Annotated in this window: 11 protein-coding genes; 5 read left to right on the top strand and 6 right to left on the bottom strand. The window is 62.1% G+C overall.

Annotated elements, in window-relative coordinates; translation table 11 throughout:
* Positions 1-261: 261 nt before the first annotated feature.
* From JWZ97_RS14590 to JWZ97_RS14570, 5 genes are all read left to right on the top strand, one after another.
* A complete protein-coding gene (locus JWZ97_RS14590) occupies positions 262-2,604 on the top strand; it encodes a DUF1549 and DUF1553 domain-containing protein (protein ID WP_205430720.1) in 2,343 nt (780 codons plus the stop codon).
* Between the two features lie 37 nt (positions 2,605-2,641).
* Positions 2,642-4,084: a DUF1501 domain-containing protein gene (locus JWZ97_RS14585; RefSeq protein ID WP_205430718.1), complete on the top strand. Its 1,443-nt coding sequence runs from the start codon at positions 2,642-2,644 to the stop codon at positions 4,082-4,084.
* Between the two features lie 517 nt (positions 4,085-4,601).
* Positions 4,602-6,941 carry a DUF1549 and DUF1553 domain-containing protein gene (locus JWZ97_RS14580; RefSeq protein WP_205430716.1) on the top strand — a complete coding sequence of 780 codons (2,340 nt, stop codon included), beginning with the start codon at positions 4,602-4,604 and terminating at the stop codon, positions 6,939-6,941.
* A 40-nt stretch (positions 6,942-6,981) separates the two neighbouring features.
* On the top strand, positions 6,982-8,424 hold the full coding sequence (locus JWZ97_RS14575; RefSeq protein ID WP_205430714.1) for a DUF1501 domain-containing protein: 1,443 nt from the start codon (positions 6,982-6,984) through the stop codon (positions 8,422-8,424).
* A gap of 587 nt (positions 8,425-9,011) precedes the next feature.
* Complete coding sequence (locus JWZ97_RS14570) at positions 9,012-9,863, top strand: tail fiber protein (protein ID WP_205430712.1); 852 nt, start codon at positions 9,012-9,014, stop codon at positions 9,861-9,863.
* 114 nt (positions 9,864-9,977) lie between these two features.
* On the opposite strand, the gene JWZ97_RS14565 is transcribed toward JWZ97_RS14570, so the two are convergent.
* The 6 genes from JWZ97_RS14565 to JWZ97_RS14540 all read right to left on the bottom strand — a co-directional run bounded on the left by JWZ97_RS14565 (position 9,978) and on the right by JWZ97_RS14540 (position 16,502).
* Complete coding sequence (locus JWZ97_RS14565; RefSeq protein ID WP_205430710.1) at positions 9,978-10,448, bottom strand: cytochrome c; 471 nt, start codon at positions 10,446-10,448, stop codon at positions 9,978-9,980.
* Between the two features lie 73 nt (positions 10,449-10,521).
* Positions 10,522-11,112 carry a peroxiredoxin gene (locus tag JWZ97_RS14560; protein WP_205430708.1) on the bottom strand — a complete coding sequence of 197 codons (591 nt, stop codon included), beginning with the start codon at positions 11,110-11,112 and terminating at the stop codon, positions 10,522-10,524.
* A 73-nt stretch (positions 11,113-11,185) separates the two neighbouring features.
* A complete protein-coding gene (locus tag JWZ97_RS14555) occupies positions 11,186-11,848 on the bottom strand; it encodes a cytochrome c (RefSeq protein WP_240342359.1) in 663 nt (220 codons plus the stop codon).
* A 15-nt stretch (positions 11,849-11,863) separates the two neighbouring features.
* The gene (locus JWZ97_RS14550; RefSeq protein WP_205430706.1) at positions 11,864-12,244 is read right to left on the bottom strand and encodes a hypothetical protein; all 381 of its coding nucleotides are present in this window, start codon (positions 12,242-12,244) and stop codon (positions 11,864-11,866) included.
* Between the two features lie 261 nt (positions 12,245-12,505).
* Positions 12,506-13,945 (bottom strand): DUF1501 domain-containing protein, encoded by a 1,440-nt coding sequence (locus tag JWZ97_RS14545; protein ID WP_205430704.1) that lies wholly within the window; start codon positions 13,943-13,945, stop codon positions 12,506-12,508.
* A gap of 34 nt (positions 13,946-13,979) precedes the next feature.
* Positions 13,980-16,502: a DUF1549 and DUF1553 domain-containing protein gene (locus JWZ97_RS14540; protein ID WP_205430702.1), complete on the bottom strand. Its 2,523-nt coding sequence runs from the start codon at positions 16,500-16,502 to the stop codon at positions 13,980-13,982.
* Between the last annotated feature and the right edge of the window lie 679 nt (positions 16,503-17,181).

The following is a 17,181-nucleotide window of genomic DNA, read 5'->3' as shown; positions in this document are numbered from 1 at the left end:
TGATATTCGGCCATATTGGTTTCCAGTCACCATGAAATGGTTTGTTGATGTTCGGAGTTAACCACGTGGCTGAGTATTCGAGCTTACGGCCGGTATTTGTATCATCCAATTCATAGGCGTTCAGCGTGTCTAGCGGGGATAGTGCACGCGGCGCGATGGGCGTTGGCATGAGATTCGCCTCAGTCCTTATGCGGATCACCGGGCAGACCGAAATTGGTGAGGTCCGGTCACTTCATCAATAACCAAAACTGGGGAGGGTCAATGAGAAACACCTTATACAGCGCCGTATTGCTGAGCTTGTCGGCTGCGGCGGCCACGGCGGCCGACAACCCGCAGGCCCAGCCGGGTCAGTCTGCGGCGGCGGCGGAAGCGCCGGCGAAGAAGGACAACAAGCTATGGTCCTGGCAACCGGTGCAGTCCGTGGCGGTGCCGCAGGTGCAGCACAAGGACTGGATACGCACGCCCATCGACGCTTTCGTCGCAGCCAAACAGGAGGCGGCGGGTCTCGATCCTGCGCCCGAAGCCGACCGTGCCGCCTTCATCCGCCGCGCCACCCTGGACGCCTGGGGCCTCATCCCCACTCCCGAGGAAGTACAGGCCTTCGTCAGCGACCAGTCGCCGAACGCCTACGAAAAACTGGTCGACCGCCTGCTGGCTTCGCCGCGCTACGGCGAGCGCCAGGCCCGCCGCTGGCTGGACTTGGCCCGCTATGCGGACAGCCAGGGCTTCGACAACGACCAGACCCGCCCGAATATGTGGCGCTACCGCGATTACGTCGTGGATGCCTTCAATCAGGACAAGCCTTATACCCAATTCATCAAGGAGCAGTTGGCGGGCGACGAGTTATGGCCGGACAAGCAGGACGCCCTGATCGCCACCGGCTTTTTGCGGGGTTTTCCGGATAATCCCAACGGCCGCGACCTGGTGCAGAAAAAGTATCAGCACACCACCGACATAACCGATACCGTGGGCAAGGTATTCCTCGCGCAAACCGTGGAATGCGCGCGTTGCCATAACCACAAGTTCGACAAGATTTCGCAGAAGGATTATTTCGCCCTGCAGGCGTTCTTCGCCAACTCCATAGGGGTCGACAATATACCGGTGGCGCAGAAAGGCCAGCAGGAAATCGAGTATGAGAAGGCCTGGGCCAAATACGAGGAAGCCCTCAAGCCGATCAAGGAAGCGAAAAAGGCCTTGATCGATCCGGTTCGCGAGGCGGCGAACAAGTATTACAAGGAGCGTTATAACGAAGCGACCCTGGTTTCCCTCAACAAGCCGCAGAGCGAATGGAATGCGCACGACCGCTGGGTCAATGCGGCCTACGGCAGTTATATCGACGACGACCGCCTGTCGAATTATCTCCAGGATACTTCGATCAACAAGGACGCCCCGGATTACAACGCGGAGAACGCCCCGCGCTGGGAAGCCTACAAGAAGCTGCGCGAAGAGGTTAGGAAGCTGGACAAGCTGAGGCCCGAAGGCTCGGTTGCTGTGTCGGCCATGTCGGAATTGGGTCACTCCGATGCGCCGCCCACCTATGTGCTGTTCGGCGGACTTCTGGAGAGGCCGCTGGATGAAGTTCAGCCGGCCTTCCCGGAAAACCTGACCAGCGAAAAGCCGGTGATCGTGCCGACCGCGACCTCGTCCGGCCGCCGTACCGCGCTGGCCAACTGGATCGCCAGCGAGAAAAACCCGCTGACCGCGCGCGTATTCGTCAACCGGGTGTGGGAGCAGTATTTCGGCCGCGGCATCGTCGAGACGGTGAGCGATTTCGGCAAGGCGGGCACCAAGCCCACGAATCCGGAATTGCTGGACTATCTGGCGGACAACTTCGTGCATAACGACTGGAGCGTGAAGAAGCTGCACCGCGACATCCTGTTGTCCAGCGTCTATCGCCAGTCTTCCTCCCACCGCGAGGATGCGTACAAGGTGGACCCCGACAACAACCTGCTGGCCGTGTTCCCGCGCAAGCGCCTGGAGGCCGAGGAGATCCGCGATTCCTTGCTGGCCGCTTCCGGCAAGCTGGACGAGAAGCTGGGCGGACCCAGTGTGTTCCCGCCCATCCCGGCCAACCTGGTCGTCGGCAATTCCAACGTCGACGGCAGCTCCTACTGGCGGGTGTCCAAGGACGAACGCGACCACAACCGTCGCAGCCTCTACGTCTTCACGCGGCGCAGTGTCGCCTACCCCTTGCTGGAGCCCTTCGACATGGCGACCCCGCAGGAGGTGCACAGCAAGCGCGACGTGACCACCACCCCGCTGCAGGCGCTCACCCTGCTGCATAGCGACGTGGTGTTCGGCTGGTCGAAGGCGCTGGCCGGTCGGGTCATCAATGAAGCGGGCAAGGAAGAGTCGGCGCAGCTGGACAGGCTCTACCAGATCCTGTTCGCACGGACGCCGGACCGAGCCGAGAAGGACGCCTTGCAGGCCTTCCTCACGACCCAGGAAAAGGTCATCAAGCAGAAGGCGGCTGCGGGCAAGTTCGGACTCAACGTTCCAACCGGTCTGAAGGACGCCGAATCGCTGGATCCCATCCGGGCGGCCGCGTTCGTCGATCTGGTACACACGGTCGCGAACTCCAACGAGTTCGCCTACCGGCTCTAAGCACTCATACGATTAATATAGGAAAAGGAAGCACATCATGAGCAATACATCGCGTCGGGATTTTCTACTCAAGTCCGGCTACGGCCTCGGGGGGCTCACGCTGAGCGCCTTGTTGCCTGGCGGCGGCATCCTGGCTACGCCGGTACTGGCCGCCGATTTCGCCGATCCTCTGGCGCCCAAGCAGCCGCATTTCACGCCCAAGGTGAAGTCGGTGATCTGGCTGCATCAGAACGGAGCGCCCAGCACACTGGATCTGTACGACTACAAGCCGGAGCTGGTCCGCCTGGCGGGCCAGGAGATTCCGCCTTCCTTCCTTGAAGGGATCAAGGTGGCCATCCGGGGCGGCACCGGTAAGCTGTATGCCTCCAAGCGCACCTGGAAGCAGTATGGCGAGAGCGGCGCCTGGTTTTCCGACCTGCTGCCCAATCTGGCCCAGCACGCCGACAAGATCGCCTTCATCAAATCCAGCACCACGGTCGGCGCCACCCACGACATCTCCATCCTCAAGCTGAACACCGGCAACCTCACGCCGGGACGTCCGACCCTGGGGGCCTGGGTCAGCTACGCGCTGGGTTCCGCCAATCCGGACCTGCCGCCCTACGTCGTGCTCTACAACGACAAGAAGGAGCCGCGCGGCGGGGCGAACAACTGGAGTGCGGGCTTCCTGCCGGCCGTGTATCAGGGTACGGCCTTCCGTCCGGGCGATTCACCCATCCTCCACCTGGAGGCGCCGGAGTTCGTCTCCGCGGCCGAGGAACACAGCAACCTGGATCTGTTGAACCGGCTGAACCGGCTGGGCCAGGAGCGTTACCCGCAAGACAGCGAGCTGGCGGCACGCAATCGTTCCTACGAATTGGCGGCGCGCATGGAAGTCGCCGCTCCCGAGGCGGTCGATCTGGCCAAGGAATCCGATGCCACCAAGGAGTTGTACGGCCTGAACGACGAGGTCAGCAAAGGTTACGGCACCAATTTGCTGCGGGCGCGTCGTCTGGTTGAGCGCGGGGTACGCTTCATCCAGGTGGTCTCCGGCCAGTTGGAAGTGGCGGGCGACAACCGCGACTGGGACGCGCACAGCAATCTCGACGAGAATCACGGCAAGCACGCCCGCGCGGTCGACAAACCCATCGCCGGCCTGCTCGCCGACCTCAAGGAGCGCGGCCTGCTGGATTCCACCCTGATCGTCTGGACCTCCGAGTTCGGCCGCACTTCCTACGGCCAGAGCGGCAACGGCCGCGACCACAATCCCTGGGGCTACACCCAGTGGCTGGCCGGTGGCGGCGTGAAGGCCGGAACCACCTTCGGCCAGACCGACGAGGTCGGCCTGCAGTCGGTCGGCCGCAAGGTCGACACCTACGACTTGCATGCGACCGTCCTGCAATTGCTGGGTCTCGATCATCTCAAGACCATATACAAACACAACGGCCGCGCCGAGCGTCCGACCGTGGTTTATGGAGAAGTTGTGAAGGAGTTGCTCGCGTAAAGGGTCTTACGTAGTCAAGGAAGGCGAGGCGAAGCCGCCCGGAAGATTATCTTCCGGGCGGCTTTTTCTTTTTGCGGACGAGGGAGGGTCATGGATAGAGGCGGGGCTCCATCTCGCCGCACGACGAATGGCCGGCGCGGCCGTTGTCATCCCGGCTTTACCGGAAGCGGGTATCTCCATTGCCCGGAATACCGAAGCCAGTTTCGCTAATTGATGCTTGAGAATGTTGTTCCAGCACCAAGCTGGTGTTCAGGCGTTGATTCTCAGCTTCGAATCTTGCCGATATTCGCTATGAAGCATCGCGGCCGCGACCGCTTTGCGCCACGCGGGAATTATAAATAACTTAGAAAACAGTTATTTATGTATTTTCGCTGCCCTAGGGTCCCCTCCTGACCGCCTTCCGCCTAATTGGTGCGATTTTCGCTATCCGAAGATGGCTTTCTTAATTTGCCGGGCGTATCGCCGTGCACAGGCCGCCCGGCCGATGCTTGAAATCACTGGACTGAAAGAGGGGAAAATGAATAAGAAAATCTATCTGGCCGTATTGCTGGGTCTTGCGACTGCAGCGGCTATCGCGGCGGAGGAAAAGCCGCCGGTCGATGTGGCGCAAGTCGTTCCGGCCGAAGCGCCGGCAAAAAAAGACAACAAGCTTTGGTCCTGGCAGCCGGTGCAGCCGGTTGGATTGCCGCAGGTCCAGCACAAGGACTGGATACGTACGCCGGTCGATGCCTTCGTCGTGGCCAAGCAGGAGGCCGCTGGTCTCGAGCCTTCGCCCGAAGCGGATCGCGCCGCGTTCATACGCCGCGCCACGCTGGATGCCTGGGGTCTGATACCCACGCCCCAGGACGTCGAAGCGTTTGTGAATGATACATCGCCCGACGCCTACGAGAAGCTGGTCGACCGCCTGCTGTCGTCTCACCGTTACGGCGAGCGCCAGGCGCGGCGTTGGCTCGATCTCGCGCGTTATGCGGACAGCGCCGGTTTCGACAACGATGAAACCCGTCCCAACATGTGGCGCTATCGCGATTACGTGATCAATTCCTTCAATCTGGACAAGCCCTACAACCGCTTCGTCAAGGAGCAGATCGCCGGCGACGAGATTGCCCCGGACGACCAGAATGCGCTGATCGCCACCGGCTTCCTGCGCGGATTTCCCGATAATCTCAATTCCCGCGACCTGATACAGAACAAGTATCAGACCGTCACGGACATGACCGATACCGTGGGCAAGGTATTCCTGGGTCAGACGGTCGAATGCGCGCGCTGCCACAACCACAAGTTCGACAAGATCAGCCAGAAGGACTACTTCGCGCTGCAAGCCTTCTTCGCCAATTCCATAGCCATCGATCACATCCCCGCCGAGCAGGGGCAGCAGGAGGTCGAATTCAAGCAGGCGTGGGCCAAATACGAAGAAGCCGTGAAACCCATACAGGCGGCGAAAAAGGCCTTGATCGACCCGGTCAGACCTCAGGCGGTCAAGTATGCCAAGGAGCTTTTCGACGACACCACCCGGGTTTCACTCGACAAGCCCGAAAGTGAATGGACGGCCCATGACCGCTGGATCAACTACCGTTTCAGCAAGTGGCAGACCGACGACTCCCTGGCCGGTTACTTGACGGAGACCTCGCAGAACAAGGACGAGCCGAGCTACAACCCGGAAAACGCGAAACGTGCGGAAGAGTACAGGAAGCTCCGGGCGGCGGGTCAGAAACTGCTGGCGCAAAGACCCCATGGCTCGGACACCATTTCCGCCATCACGGAGCTCGGAGCTACCGGCGTACCGCCGACTTACGTGCTGTTCGGCGGGATCCAGGATAGGCCGCTGGACGAAGTGCAACCGGCATTCCCCGCCGGGATTACCGACGAGAAGCCGGTCATCACGCCGACCGCCAATTCATCCGGCCGGCGCACGGCCCTGGCCAACTGGATCGCCAGCGAAAACAATCCCCTCACCGCCCGGGTCTATGTGAACCGGGTGTGGGAGCAGTACTTCGGCCGTGGCATCGTCGAAACGGTCAGCGATTTCGGCAAGGCCGGCGCGAAGCCGACACATCCCGAACTGCTGGATTATCTGGCCGACGATTTCGTCAGAAACGGCTGGAGCGTGAAACAGCTGCATCGGCAGATTTTGCTGTCCAGCGTTTACCGGCAGTCTTCGGCGAATCGCGACGAGGTGGCCAAGGCCGACCCGGACAACAAGCTGTTGGCGGTGTTCCCGCGCAAGCGCCTGGAAGCCGAGGAGATCCGCGACTCGCTGCTGGTCGCCTCCGGCAAGCTGGAAGAAAAAATCGGCGGCCCGAGCGTATTCGCGCCGGTACCGGGAAACCTGACGCCGGGCAAGGGTGTGATCGACGGCGCGCCTTTCTGGGAGCAGCCGAGAAAAGCGGGCGATGAAAACCGCCGCAGTGTCTATATCTTCACGCGGCGCAGCACGCCTTATCCCCTGCTGGAGTCTTTCGACATGGCTTCCGCTCAGGAAGTGCACAGCAAGCGCGATGTCACCACCACGCCGCTGCAAGCGCTCACCCTGTTGCATAGCGACGTGGTGTTCGGCTGGTCTCAGGCGCTGGCGGGCCGGGTGATCTCCGAGGCCGGCAAGGACGAGTCGGCTCAATTGGATCGGCTTTACCAGATCCTGTTCGCGCGGACGCCGAATGCAACCGAGAAAGATGCCCTGCGGGCGTTCCTGGACGACCAGGAAAAACGCATCAAGACCAAGGCTCTGGCCGGCAAGTTCGGGCTTAACGTCCCGACCGGCCTGAAGGATGCCCAGGCGATCGATCCGATACGGGCCGCGGCCTTCGTCGATCTGGTGCACGCTGTCGCCAACTCCAACGAATTCGCTTACCGCATCTAGCGGTCGGCGCCTCCACAATTTCGTGTATAGGAAACACATCATGAGCAACACTTCGCGTCGGGACTTCTTGCTTAAAACCGGCTATGGCCTGGGCGGATTGACCCTGAGTGCGCTGCTGCCGGGCGGCGGCATTTTCGCCACCCCGGTACTGGCCGCGGAATTCGCCGATCCTCTGGCACCCAAACAGCCGCACTTCCCCGCCAAGGTCAAGTCGGTGATCTGGCTGCATCAGGACGGGGCCCCCAGCACGCTGGACCTGTACGATTACAAGCCGGAATTGGTCCGGCTGGCGGGACAGGAAATTCCGCCCTCCTTCCTGAACGGCATCAAGGTGGCCATCCGCGGCGGCACCGGCAAGCTGTTCGCCTCCAACCGCAGCTGGAAGCAGCACGGCCAGAGCGGCGCCTGGTTTTCCGACCTTCTGCCCAATCTGGCGCAACACGCCGACGAGATCGCCTTCATCAAGTCCAGCACGACGGTGGGCGCGACCCATAATATCTCGGTGCTCAAGCTGAACACCGGCAATCTGACGCCGGGACGTCCGTCGCTGGGCGCCTGGATCAGTTACGCGCTCGGTTCCGCCAACCCGGACCTGCCGGCCTATGTCGTGCTTTACAACGACAAGAAGGAGCCGCGCGGCGGCGCGGTGAACTGGAGCTCGGGCTTCCTCCCCGCCGTTTATCAAGGGACCGTGTTTCGTCCTGGCGACTCCCCCATCCTGCATCTGGATCGGCCGGAATTCGTATCCACGAATGAAGAAGCCGGCACACTGGATCTGATCAACCGCTTGAACCGCGAGGATGCCGCACGCTACCCGCATGACACCGAGCTTCTGGCGCGCAACCGTTCCTACGAACTGGCGGCACGAATGGAGGCGGCGGCGCCGGAAGCGGTCGATCTGTCCAAGGAGTCCGATGCCACCAAGGAGTTGTATGGCCTGAATGACGAGATCAGCAAGGGCTATGGCACCAATTTGCTGCGGGCGCGGCGTCTGGTCGAGCGCGGCGTGCGCTTCATCCAGGTGGTTTCCGGGGAACTGGACGTCAAGGGCCAGAGCCGGAACTGGGACGCGCACGACAGCCTCGATGAAAATCACGGCAAACATGCCAGGGCAGTGGACAAGCCCATCGCCGGCTTGCTCGCCGATCTGAAGGCGCGGGGGCTGCTCGACTCCACCCTGATCGTGTGGACCTCGGAGTTCGGCCGCACGTCGTACGGCCAGAGCGGCAACGGCCGCGACCACAACCCCTGGGGCTACACCCAGTGGCTGGCCGGCGGCGGCGTCAAAGCCGGGACCACCTTCGGGCAGACCGACGAAGTCGGCCTGCAATCGGTCGGCAAGAAAGTCGACACCTACGATCTGCATGCCACCGTGCTTCAGCAGTTGGGGCTGGACCATCTCAAGACCATCTTCATGCACAACGGGCGCGCCGAGCGTCCCACCGTGGTTTACGGTGAAGTGGTGAAGGAGTTGCTGGCCTAGCACTGCCACCGCGTAAGGCCGGTAAGGTCAAGATCGCCCGGGATCCTCGGATCCCGGGCTTTTTTTTCGGCTGGCTGCGGTCGCCGGGAGTTCGTAAGCCAGCACAGCTGGTGGTGGTCTGGTGATAAGTCAGCAGCCCGCCCGTTTGTGCCCCTGTTGCGGCGGACGGCAGGTTTGGTTTGCTGCCTGCAATGCCCCTAGTGGTCGTAGGGAATGCCGCGCTCCCTGTCCGGGCCTCAGCCTCGGAGATCATGGCCCCGGAATTGCTTGTGCTCTACAGATACGGGTGTGCGGTGGAATTCCTCCGTGCACGGTAACTCGGAAATCGAGCGGCTTGCCAGGCCGGTCTACAGTGGTGGAGATCGGCGCTGCGCAAACCGCGATCTACCCGCCTCGCAATGGGGCGGTCTTGTCGGGCTCGGGAACCCCCGAGCCCTTTTTTAATCGAGAATCCTGCTCCGGTGACGGCCCCGGGCGCCCATGGGCCAGTCGCTCCGCCGGCGCTCGGCCCCATGCGGGCGAGGCCGGCTATATCCGAGAGCGGAATTTAGGATAATTGCGACGACTTATTTCCCGGAGAAAATCGAATGAAATTCCCGTTCCAGGCGCTGGCGCTGTCGGCGGCATTGGCCCTCGCTTTTCAGGCCCAGGGCGAAACGGCATCCCCCCTGCTCAACTATCAGGGCGTACTCACGGAGTCCGTGCCGGCGAACGGCACCGTGAAGCTGACGTTTAACCTCTACGACTCGGCCGAGTCGCAGACCGCCGTGTGGGGCCCGCAAGTCTTCGATGGCGTGCCCGTGGTGGGTGGCCGATACGGTGTGATTCTGGGCTCGACCGATGCGTCCGGCCGCCCCCTCGCCGGTGTGATCGGTGTTAAGGGGAGCTATCTGGGCGTCTCGGTGGACGGCAGGGAAATTCAGCCCAGGCAGCCGATAGCCCAGGCTGCCGCCGCGCAAACCGCCGTTCCGCCGGCAGCGGCCGGCTCGCCGGGTTCGGAGGGCGTTCCCGCGGGCACCATCGCGGCCTATTGGAGCAGCCAGGCGCCGGCAGGCTGGTTGCTGGCCGATGGATCGCCGATACCGGAGGGCGCGCAGTACGACCGCCTCAGGGCCATCGTCAACGGCAATTTGCCGGACCTGCGCGGCCTGTTCCTCCGCGGCCTCGGACAGAACGCCGATCCGGCTTTCCGCTACGAAGGCGACGCGGCCCGTACCCTAGCGCAATTTCAGCAGGACGAATTCAAGAGCCACGCCCACGTGTTCGACGACTTTACGTTTTCCGAGAATACCGGCGTTCCGGGCAAGGCCTGGGGGAATTCCGGGGGTTCGGATATCGACAATACGCCGGGCAGTCCTTTCAGCCATAGCACCGCGGCCAGCGGGGGCGGAGAGACCCGTCCGAAAAACGCCGGCGTGTATTGGATAATCAAATATTGAGGCTGGTCTCGGAAGCCTACTTCCGAGCTGGGCCTTAGGGCCGGGCGATGGAGGCCCGGCCTGTGCCCGTCCCGAACGGGAAATGTGCCGGGGCTAGCGCCCCGGCCGACCCTATCACTCGACGTCTTTCAGGCGGAACGCGTCGTGGCAGCTCTTGCAGGTGCCGCTGACCTTGGCGAACTGCGCCTTGATCGCGCCGACGTCGCCCGCTTCGGCGACCTTGGCCAATTCCGCGGTTTCCTTGATGAAGGCCTGCTGAACTTCTTCCGCCTTCTCTTTCTTCTCGAAATATTCCGGTTTCAGCCGGGTCTTCTGCCAGCCGGTGCCCTGGTCGGTGCCGGGTCCGTACAACTGGGTGGCTAAACCGGAGTCGGCGATGGCGGCGAGGGCTTTCGCCGCCGCCAGGACTTGTTCCTTGTTGTAGGTGTCCGGCTTATCCACGACCTGGGCCTTGATCTTGCCAAGGTTCCAGGCGGAGAAGGAATAGGCGGACTGGCGGAAGCGGATCTGATCTTCGATCGGACCGGCCAGTGCGGCGCTCGCCATGGCGGTCAAGCCCAGTGCCAGTATCAGCTTTTTATTCATCGTTTCTATTCTCGCAGGTGGTTGATAATTCGTTGCGCGGTCTCCGCCCGTCGCGGGCGGAGACCGTCATCTCTTAATGGCCTTCGTGCTGGGCGGCGGCGATCTTCTGCACGACTTCCAGGGACTTCTCGACGTTTTCCGCGGGCTTGATGCCGCCTATGGTCGCGGCGACCTTGCCGTCCGGGGTGACGATGAAGGTGGTGCGCTCGGCGAAACCGTGGTCGATGTCCACGCCGCGGGTATCCTTGCGGCCCGGGGCCGCTTCCTTCACCGCGATGTCGTAGGCCTTGGCGATCTTGCCGTCGGCGTCGGAGGCTACCGCCACCTTGCCGGCGCAGTATTCCGGATCGGCAGAGAAGTCGTTGAGACGGGAAATGCTGTCCAGCGAGACGCCGATGACGGTGGCGCCCGCGGCGGCGAACTTGTCGTAGTTCACGGCGAAGGTGTGCGCCTGGATGTTGCATCCGCCGGTATAAGCCGAAGGATAGAAATAGACGACTACCGGTCCCTTCTTCAACGTATCCTGCAGCGAGAAGTCGAAGGCCTTGCCGGCCAGCGAGGCCTGGGCTTTGAAGTCCGGCGCGGCGTCGCCTTCCTTGAGGGCGGCGTTGGCGCTAAGCGCGAAGGCATTGGAGATGAGACAGGCGAGTAATAAACGCTTCATGGGTTTGCTCCCGGTGTTGTGGGTGGTTGAGTGGATTAGGGCCTAGCACGGCCCGAGTGGTTTCTACGGTCCGTTAAAGTCCCGAAAGGTATTCCGCCAACGCCACGATTTCCTCTTCCGTCAGGGCATCGGCGACCTTGTTCATCACGCCTTGCGGGCTATTGGTGCGTACGCCGATTTTGAAGTTGAGGAGTTGCAGACGAAGGTAACCCTTGGTCTGAGCGGCAATCGCCGGGTAGGTCACGCCCGCTGAAATCCGGCCCTTGCCGTTCAAGTCGTGGCAGCTCACGCAGGAGTCGAGGCTGCGGTTGACATCGCCGTATAAAAACAAATCCTTGGCGACTTGATTGGGGGCCGATTCTGCGTTCTTGCTTCGAGTCTGGCTGGCGAAATAGGCTCCAATGTCGGCCAGGTCGGCGTCGCCCAGGCCTTCCGCCATGGCATTCATGATGCGGTTGCGCCGGCTTAGGGAGCGGAAGTCCTGGAGCTGCTTGATCAGGTAGCCGGCGTACTGGCCGGCCAGCTTGGGCACGCCGATGACCGTGCTGTTGCCGTCGTCGCCGTGGCAGCCCTGGCATAGCTCGGACTCCGCCTTGGTCTTGCCGGCCGCAGGATCGCCCTGACCGATGCGCTGTTTGATGCCCTCGGCGCTTTCCGGTGGCGCTTCGGCCCCGCTGACGGGCATGCAGAGCGTAGCGAGGATCAGCGTGATCCAGGTGTTACGCAGCATTTTCATCGAGTGAGTCGCGCCTTAGTCGTCGTTGTATTTGCGGTGGCAGTCCTTGCAGGTGCGGCCGAGTTCCGCATGGGCCTTCTGGGCGCCTTCGAAATCGTTGGCGGCCAGCGTGGTAATAATCTGGGACACCAGTTCACGGCTTTTCTTCGACCAGTCGACGCCGTCCTGAGCGTCCGGCTTCTTGACGAAAAAGGCTTCGATCTCGGCGAAATAGCCTTCCAGCAACTTGGCGTCCGTAACGGCGTTTTCGGTCGTTTGGGTCGCGAGATTCGAGGCCAGGCTCTTGTGGGTGTCCTCGACGGTCTGCATGAAATCTTCGTCGACTTCGGCGTGCGAAGGAGTAACGGTGCCTGCCAGCGCAAAAAAGAAGCCGGCAAGTAAAATCTTCTTAAACATTTACGGAAACCTGAGGGGCCGGAGTAAGCACTCCGCCCATTTATTGGGTTGAAAACGGGCTGGCACGATGCCCGGGTGGTCGGCTCGACGAGCTTACGGCCGGTGGACTGGGCATGGTCAGCGGGGTTCAGCATCCGGCGGCAATCGAGCCACCGCTTCGAACCTGAATAACGGGCTGTCCGGTGCGTCGCACCCAAACGCGGATAGGCCCGGAAGATGTCTCTCCCGGGCCTATCCGGTGGGGGTTGCGAAACCTGCGCGTTAGACGAGCAGTTCCTTCACGACTTCGCCATAAACCACGGTCGGGCGCTCGGCGCGGCCTTTCTGCTGGTAGATGGTCTTGAGGTGATCCAGACCGAGCAGCTGGAGTACCGTCGCGTGCAGGTCATAGGTGTCGACCTTCTTGCCCTGGGACTGCAAGCCGATTTCGTCGGTTTCGCCGAGGGTGAAGCCGGCCTTCACGCCGCCGCCAGCCAGCCACTGGGTGTAGCCCCAAGGGTTGTGGTCGCGGCCGTTGCCGCTCTGGCCGTAGGAGGTACGACCGAACTCGGAGGTCCAGACCACCAGGGTGGAATCCAGCAAGCCGCGAGCCGCCAGGTCGGCCAGCAGGCCGGCGATCGGCTTGTCCACGGCCTTGGCGTGCGCACCGTGGTTCTCTTCGAGATCCTGGTGAGCGTCCCAGTTCCTTTCCTGACCCTTGATTTCGGTCGGTCCGGTGACAACCTGGATGAAGCGCACGCCGCGCTCGACCAGACGACGGGCGCGCAGCAGGTTGGTGCCGTAGGCGCGGCTGGCTTCGTCGTTCAGACCGTACAGTTCCTTGGTGGCATCGCTTTCCTTGCTCAGGTTGACCGCTTCCGGTGCGGACGATTCCATGCGGTAGGCCAGTTCGTAGGAGTTCAAACGGGCTTGCAGCTCGGTGTCTTCCGGGTGGCCTTTTGCCTGCTGGCGGTTGAGGGCGGCCAACAGGTTGAGGTTGTCACGCTGCTGCTTGTCGGCGATCAGCTCGGGGCGCTCCAGATTGAGGATAGGAACCGGGCCCGGACGGAAAGCGGTGCCCTGGTAGACCGCGGGCAGGAAGCCCGAGCTCCAGTTCACGGAGCCGCCGGTGGGCTCTTTCTTACCGTTGTATAGCACGACGTAGGCCGGCAGGTCCGGATTGGCGGAACCCAGGGCGTAGGTGATCCAGGCGCCCAGCGACGGACGGCCCGGCTGCAGGTCGCCGGTGTTCAGCTTGAGGATGGAGATGTCGTGGGTCGCGCCGACTGTGGTGCTGTTCTTGATGAAGGCGATCTTGTCCGCCTGCTGAGCCAGGTTGGGCAGCAGGTCGGAGAACCACGCGCCGCTCTGACCGTACTGCTTCCAGGTGCGCTTGGAAGCATACAGCTTGCCCACGCCGCCCTGGGTACTGGTCTTGATGCCCTTCAGGAAGGACGGGGGTACGTCCTGGCCGGCCAGCTTGACCAGTTCCGGCTTGTAGTCGTACAGGTCCAGGGTGGAAGGAGCGCCGTCCTGGTGCAGCCAGATGACCGACTTCACCTTGGGGGCGAAGTGCGGCTGCTTGGGTGCCAGCGGATCGACCAGGTCGGCGGCCAGGGCGGAAGAGATGAAGCCGCCGCCGGGCAGCATGGCGCTGACGGCGACGCCGCCCAGGCCAAAGGAGGATTTCAACAGGAAGTCTCTGCGCGAATGTTTGCTCATGTGCATTTGCCTCTATACGGATGTGTGGTTGGTTTTAGAACCGGTAGACGAAGTCGTTGGAGTTCGCGACGGTGTGGACCAGGTCGACGAACGCCGCGGCGCGGATGGGGTTCTGTATCTTGCCTTCCTTGACGCCTTGCGGAACGGCGATGGCGAACTTGCCGTCGGCCGCTTTTTCCAGGATTACTTTTTCGTGGTTATCCAGGAAGGACAGCAGCGTTGCTTTCTCTTCTTCGTCCGGGCTGCGGGCGAACAAGATTTGATACAGACGTTCCAACTGGGCCGTTTCGTCCTTGCCGGCTTCGTTGATGACGCGGGCAGCCAGGGCTTGCGACCACTGGAATACCTGGTCGTTGTTGTACAGAGTGAGCGCCTGCAATGGGGTGGTGGTCACATCACGCTTGCTGTGTACTTGCTGTGCGGAAGCCATGTCGAAGGTTTCCAGCAGCGGGTAAGGAATACTCCGTCGCGTGAAGATGTAGAGACTGCGGCGGTTGGGTTCCTGATCTTCTTTGGCGTTGGACCAGAGCTGTCCGGCTTCCAGGCCGGTGGGCAGCGGCGCGTAGACGCTAGGTCCGCCGATCTTGGTGTCCAGCTTGCCGGATGCGGCCAGCAGGGAGTCGCGGATCTGCTCGGCTTCCAGTCGCTTGCGTGGGAACACGCCCAGCAGATTGTTCGCCGGATCGGCCTTGGCGATTTCCTCGCGGTAGTCGGAAGACTGCCTGTAGGTGCTCGACAGCACGATGTCGCGGTGCAACTGCTTGACGCTCCAGCCTTTCTTGACGAAGTCGTCGGCGACGAAGTCCAGCAGGGCCTGGTTGGTGGGCTTGTCGCCGGCCTTGCCGAAGTCGCTGACGGTGCGGACGATGCCCGACCCAAACAACTGGCCCCAAGCGCGGTTGACGAAGACGCGTGCGGTCAGCGGGTTGTTGGAACTCGTCAGCCAGTTGGCCAGCGCGGTGCGGCGCCCGGATGACGTGGCGGTCGGAGTGACGACCGGCTTCTCGTCGGTGATGCCCGCCGGGAAGGCCGGCTGCACTTCGTCCAGCGGACGCTCGTGGTTGCCGCCGAAGAATACATAAGTGGGCGGCGCGTCGGCGTGACCGAGTTCCGTCGCGGTAGTGATCCAATTGGAGTGCTTGGGCTTGAGCTTATCCAGCTTTTTCAGCTCATCGCTAACCTTCTTATACTCTTCCCAACGCTCCTTGTTGGACGCATCGTAGTCCGGGCTGTCCTTGTTTTCGGTGGTTTCGCGCAGGTAAGCACCGAAGTCGTCGTCCGCGGTCACGCTCGCCCAGCGGTAGTTGATCCAGCGGTCGTGAGCATTCCATTGATCCTTGGGCTTGAACAGCGATTCGCGGCTGTCGGTCAGATAGCGTTCCTTCTGATACTTGACGGCCTTCTCCAGTACGGGGGCCAGGATCGCGCGCTGCTTTTCCTTGAGTTCCTTGACGGCCGCCTCGTATTTCGCCTTATCGGCTTCGTACTTCAGATCCACTTCGCCCTTGACGAGAGCTTCCTGCCGCTCGGAGAAGCTGGTGTTGGCGAAGAAAGACTGCAGCGAGTAGTAGTCCTTCTGGGTGAACTTGTCCGTCTTGTGGTTGTGGCATCTTGCGCACTGGAAGCTGGAGCCCAGAACCGCGGTGCTGACGGTGTCGACGATGTCGGTGGTGATCTGGTACTTGCGCTGTACCAGGTCGCGCGAGTTGTTGTTGTCCGGGTAGCCGGCCAGGAAGCCAGTCGCAACCAGGGCATTCTGATCGTTGGGAGCGATCTCGTCGCCGGCGATCTGTTCCTGGATGAAACGACTGTAAGGCTTGTCCTCGTTGAACGCCTTGATGACGTAGTCGCGGTAGCGCCACTGGTTGGGACGGGTCTGGTCGCCCTGGAAGCCGGCGCTGTCGGCGTAGCGGGCTAGGTCGAGCCAATGGCGGGCCTGGCGCTCGCCGTAGCGGGGCGAGGACAGCAGGCGGTCGACCACCTTTTCGTAAGCGTCCGGGGATTGGTCATTGACGAAGGCCTGGACTTCTTCCGGCGTCGGGATGATGCCCCAGAGATCCAGGGTCACGCGGCGGATCAGCGAGGCGCGGTCGGCTTCCGGAGAGGGCTTCAGGCCTTTCTCTTCCAGCTTGGCGAGGACGAATGCGTCCAGCGGGCTCTTGACCCATTCTTGCTGTTTGACGGTGGGGACTTCCGGACGCGCGACCGGTACCCATGACCACAGTTTGGCCGGTGCCGCAGCGGGGGCTGCTTTAGAGGCGTCGGCCGTTTCTGCCGGCTTCTCCGCCGCAGGAGCGGCCTGTGCCACTTTCGCCGGTTCTGCGGCGGGCGCAGCGGCGGGTTTTTCGGCCACCGGCGCTTGGGCCGTCTTGGCTTCGCCGCCTACCTGCTGCTGCCAGGCCGCTGCTGCTTTGGCAGCATCGCCGCCTGCAGGCGCCTGCGCCGCCTTGGCGCTGCCACCTACCGTTTGCTGCCAATCGGCGATCGCTTTCGCCGCGGCATCGGTCAATGGTTTTTCTTCGGCTGCCACCGCGACCCCGGCCGCGATACTTAACATAACCGCTATGTTCGTTTTCTTTTTCATCGATATCACTTCCAAATCAAGTAGGACCAGGAGAATGCGAGAGCATCGATGGCGTTGGCTGGGAGCAACCACGAAACTCGACCTCATCGCGGTTGTTCAAAGCAACTGTTGTGCCTTCGGCGGGTCATGCCCGATCTGGAGCGTGTAACCGACTGAAATAGTGGGTAAAAAAATGAGCGAAAAGCGATGATTGCGGCAACGCACGCGCTCCGCCGCTTCCGCGCCCCTGGGCGCGGTGCTGATGGGCGATCAACATGCTGAGAAGGTGCTGCAATACAAGCAGCCAGGGATGGTCGACGGAGTGCCGAGGAGAGGGGGCTGGCGGTAGCAGGCCCGTGTGTCCCTATTAACCATAAGGTTATGTCGGGACGTCGTCAAGGCGAAGATTCTCACCGCAAGTCCGAGCGTCGGGGCCCGGCGGGCGCGGTCGGGATGGTGGCGGAGAAGCAGAGGGGCAGCAGCCATGTTCGTGTCGCAGCAGTCCAGGGGGCTTGCTCGGCTCGGCAAGTGCTACGCTGCGGAGGGCGTGTAACGGCTTGCAAGGCGCTTCCGGCGCTGGATTCGTTCCTCGTCTCGCAGGAGCTGAACCGGATTGGCACGTCAATTGAAGGGGCATGGGCCCGAGCCCGTCCCGCGGCCTAGTCCGCGCGCC

The sequence above is a fragment of the Methylococcus sp. EFPC2 genome (assembly GCF_016925495.1).
GTDB lineage: Bacteria > Pseudomonadota > Gammaproteobacteria > Methylococcales > Methylococcaceae > EFPC2.
Note: the sequence above shows the minus strand (reverse complement) of the source record. Positions and strands in the feature narration are given on the sequence as shown.

Excerpts from the sequence above, each read along its gene's own strand:
- JWZ97_RS14570 (WP_205430712.1), top strand. The coding sequence starts at position 9,012 with ATGAAATTCCCGTTCCAGGCGCTGGCGCTGTCGGCGGCATTGGCCCTC.
- JWZ97_RS14560 (WP_205430708.1), bottom strand. The coding sequence starts at position 11,112 with ATGAAGCGTTTATTACTCGCCTGTCTCATCTCCAATGCCTTCGCGCTT.
- JWZ97_RS14585 (WP_205430718.1), top strand. The coding sequence starts at position 2,642 with ATGAGCAATACATCGCGTCGGGATTTTCTACTCAAGTCCGGCTACGGC.
- JWZ97_RS14580 (WP_205430716.1), top strand. The coding sequence starts at position 4,602 with ATGAATAAGAAAATCTATCTGGCCGTATTGCTGGGTCTTGCGACTGCA.
- JWZ97_RS14565 (WP_205430710.1), bottom strand. The coding sequence starts at position 10,448 with ATGAATAAAAAGCTGATACTGGCACTGGGCTTGACCGCCATGGCGAGC.
- JWZ97_RS14545 (WP_205430704.1), bottom strand. The coding sequence starts at position 13,945 with ATGAGCAAACATTCGCGCAGAGACTTCCTGTTGAAATCCTCCTTTGGC.
- JWZ97_RS14555 (WP_240342359.1), bottom strand. The coding sequence starts at position 11,848 with ATGAAAATGCTGCGTAACACCTGGATCACGCTGATCCTCGCTACGCTC.
- JWZ97_RS14575 (WP_205430714.1), top strand. The coding sequence starts at position 6,982 with ATGAGCAACACTTCGCGTCGGGACTTCTTGCTTAAAACCGGCTATGGC.
- JWZ97_RS14550 (WP_205430706.1), bottom strand. The coding sequence starts at position 12,244 with ATGTTTAAGAAGATTTTACTTGCCGGCTTCTTTTTTGCGCTGGCAGGC.
- JWZ97_RS14590 (WP_205430720.1), top strand. The coding sequence starts at position 262 with ATGAGAAACACCTTATACAGCGCCGTATTGCTGAGCTTGTCGGCTGCG.
- JWZ97_RS14540 (WP_205430702.1), bottom strand. The coding sequence starts at position 16,502 with ATGTTAAGTATCGCGGCCGGGGTCGCGGTGGCAGCCGAAGAAAAACCA.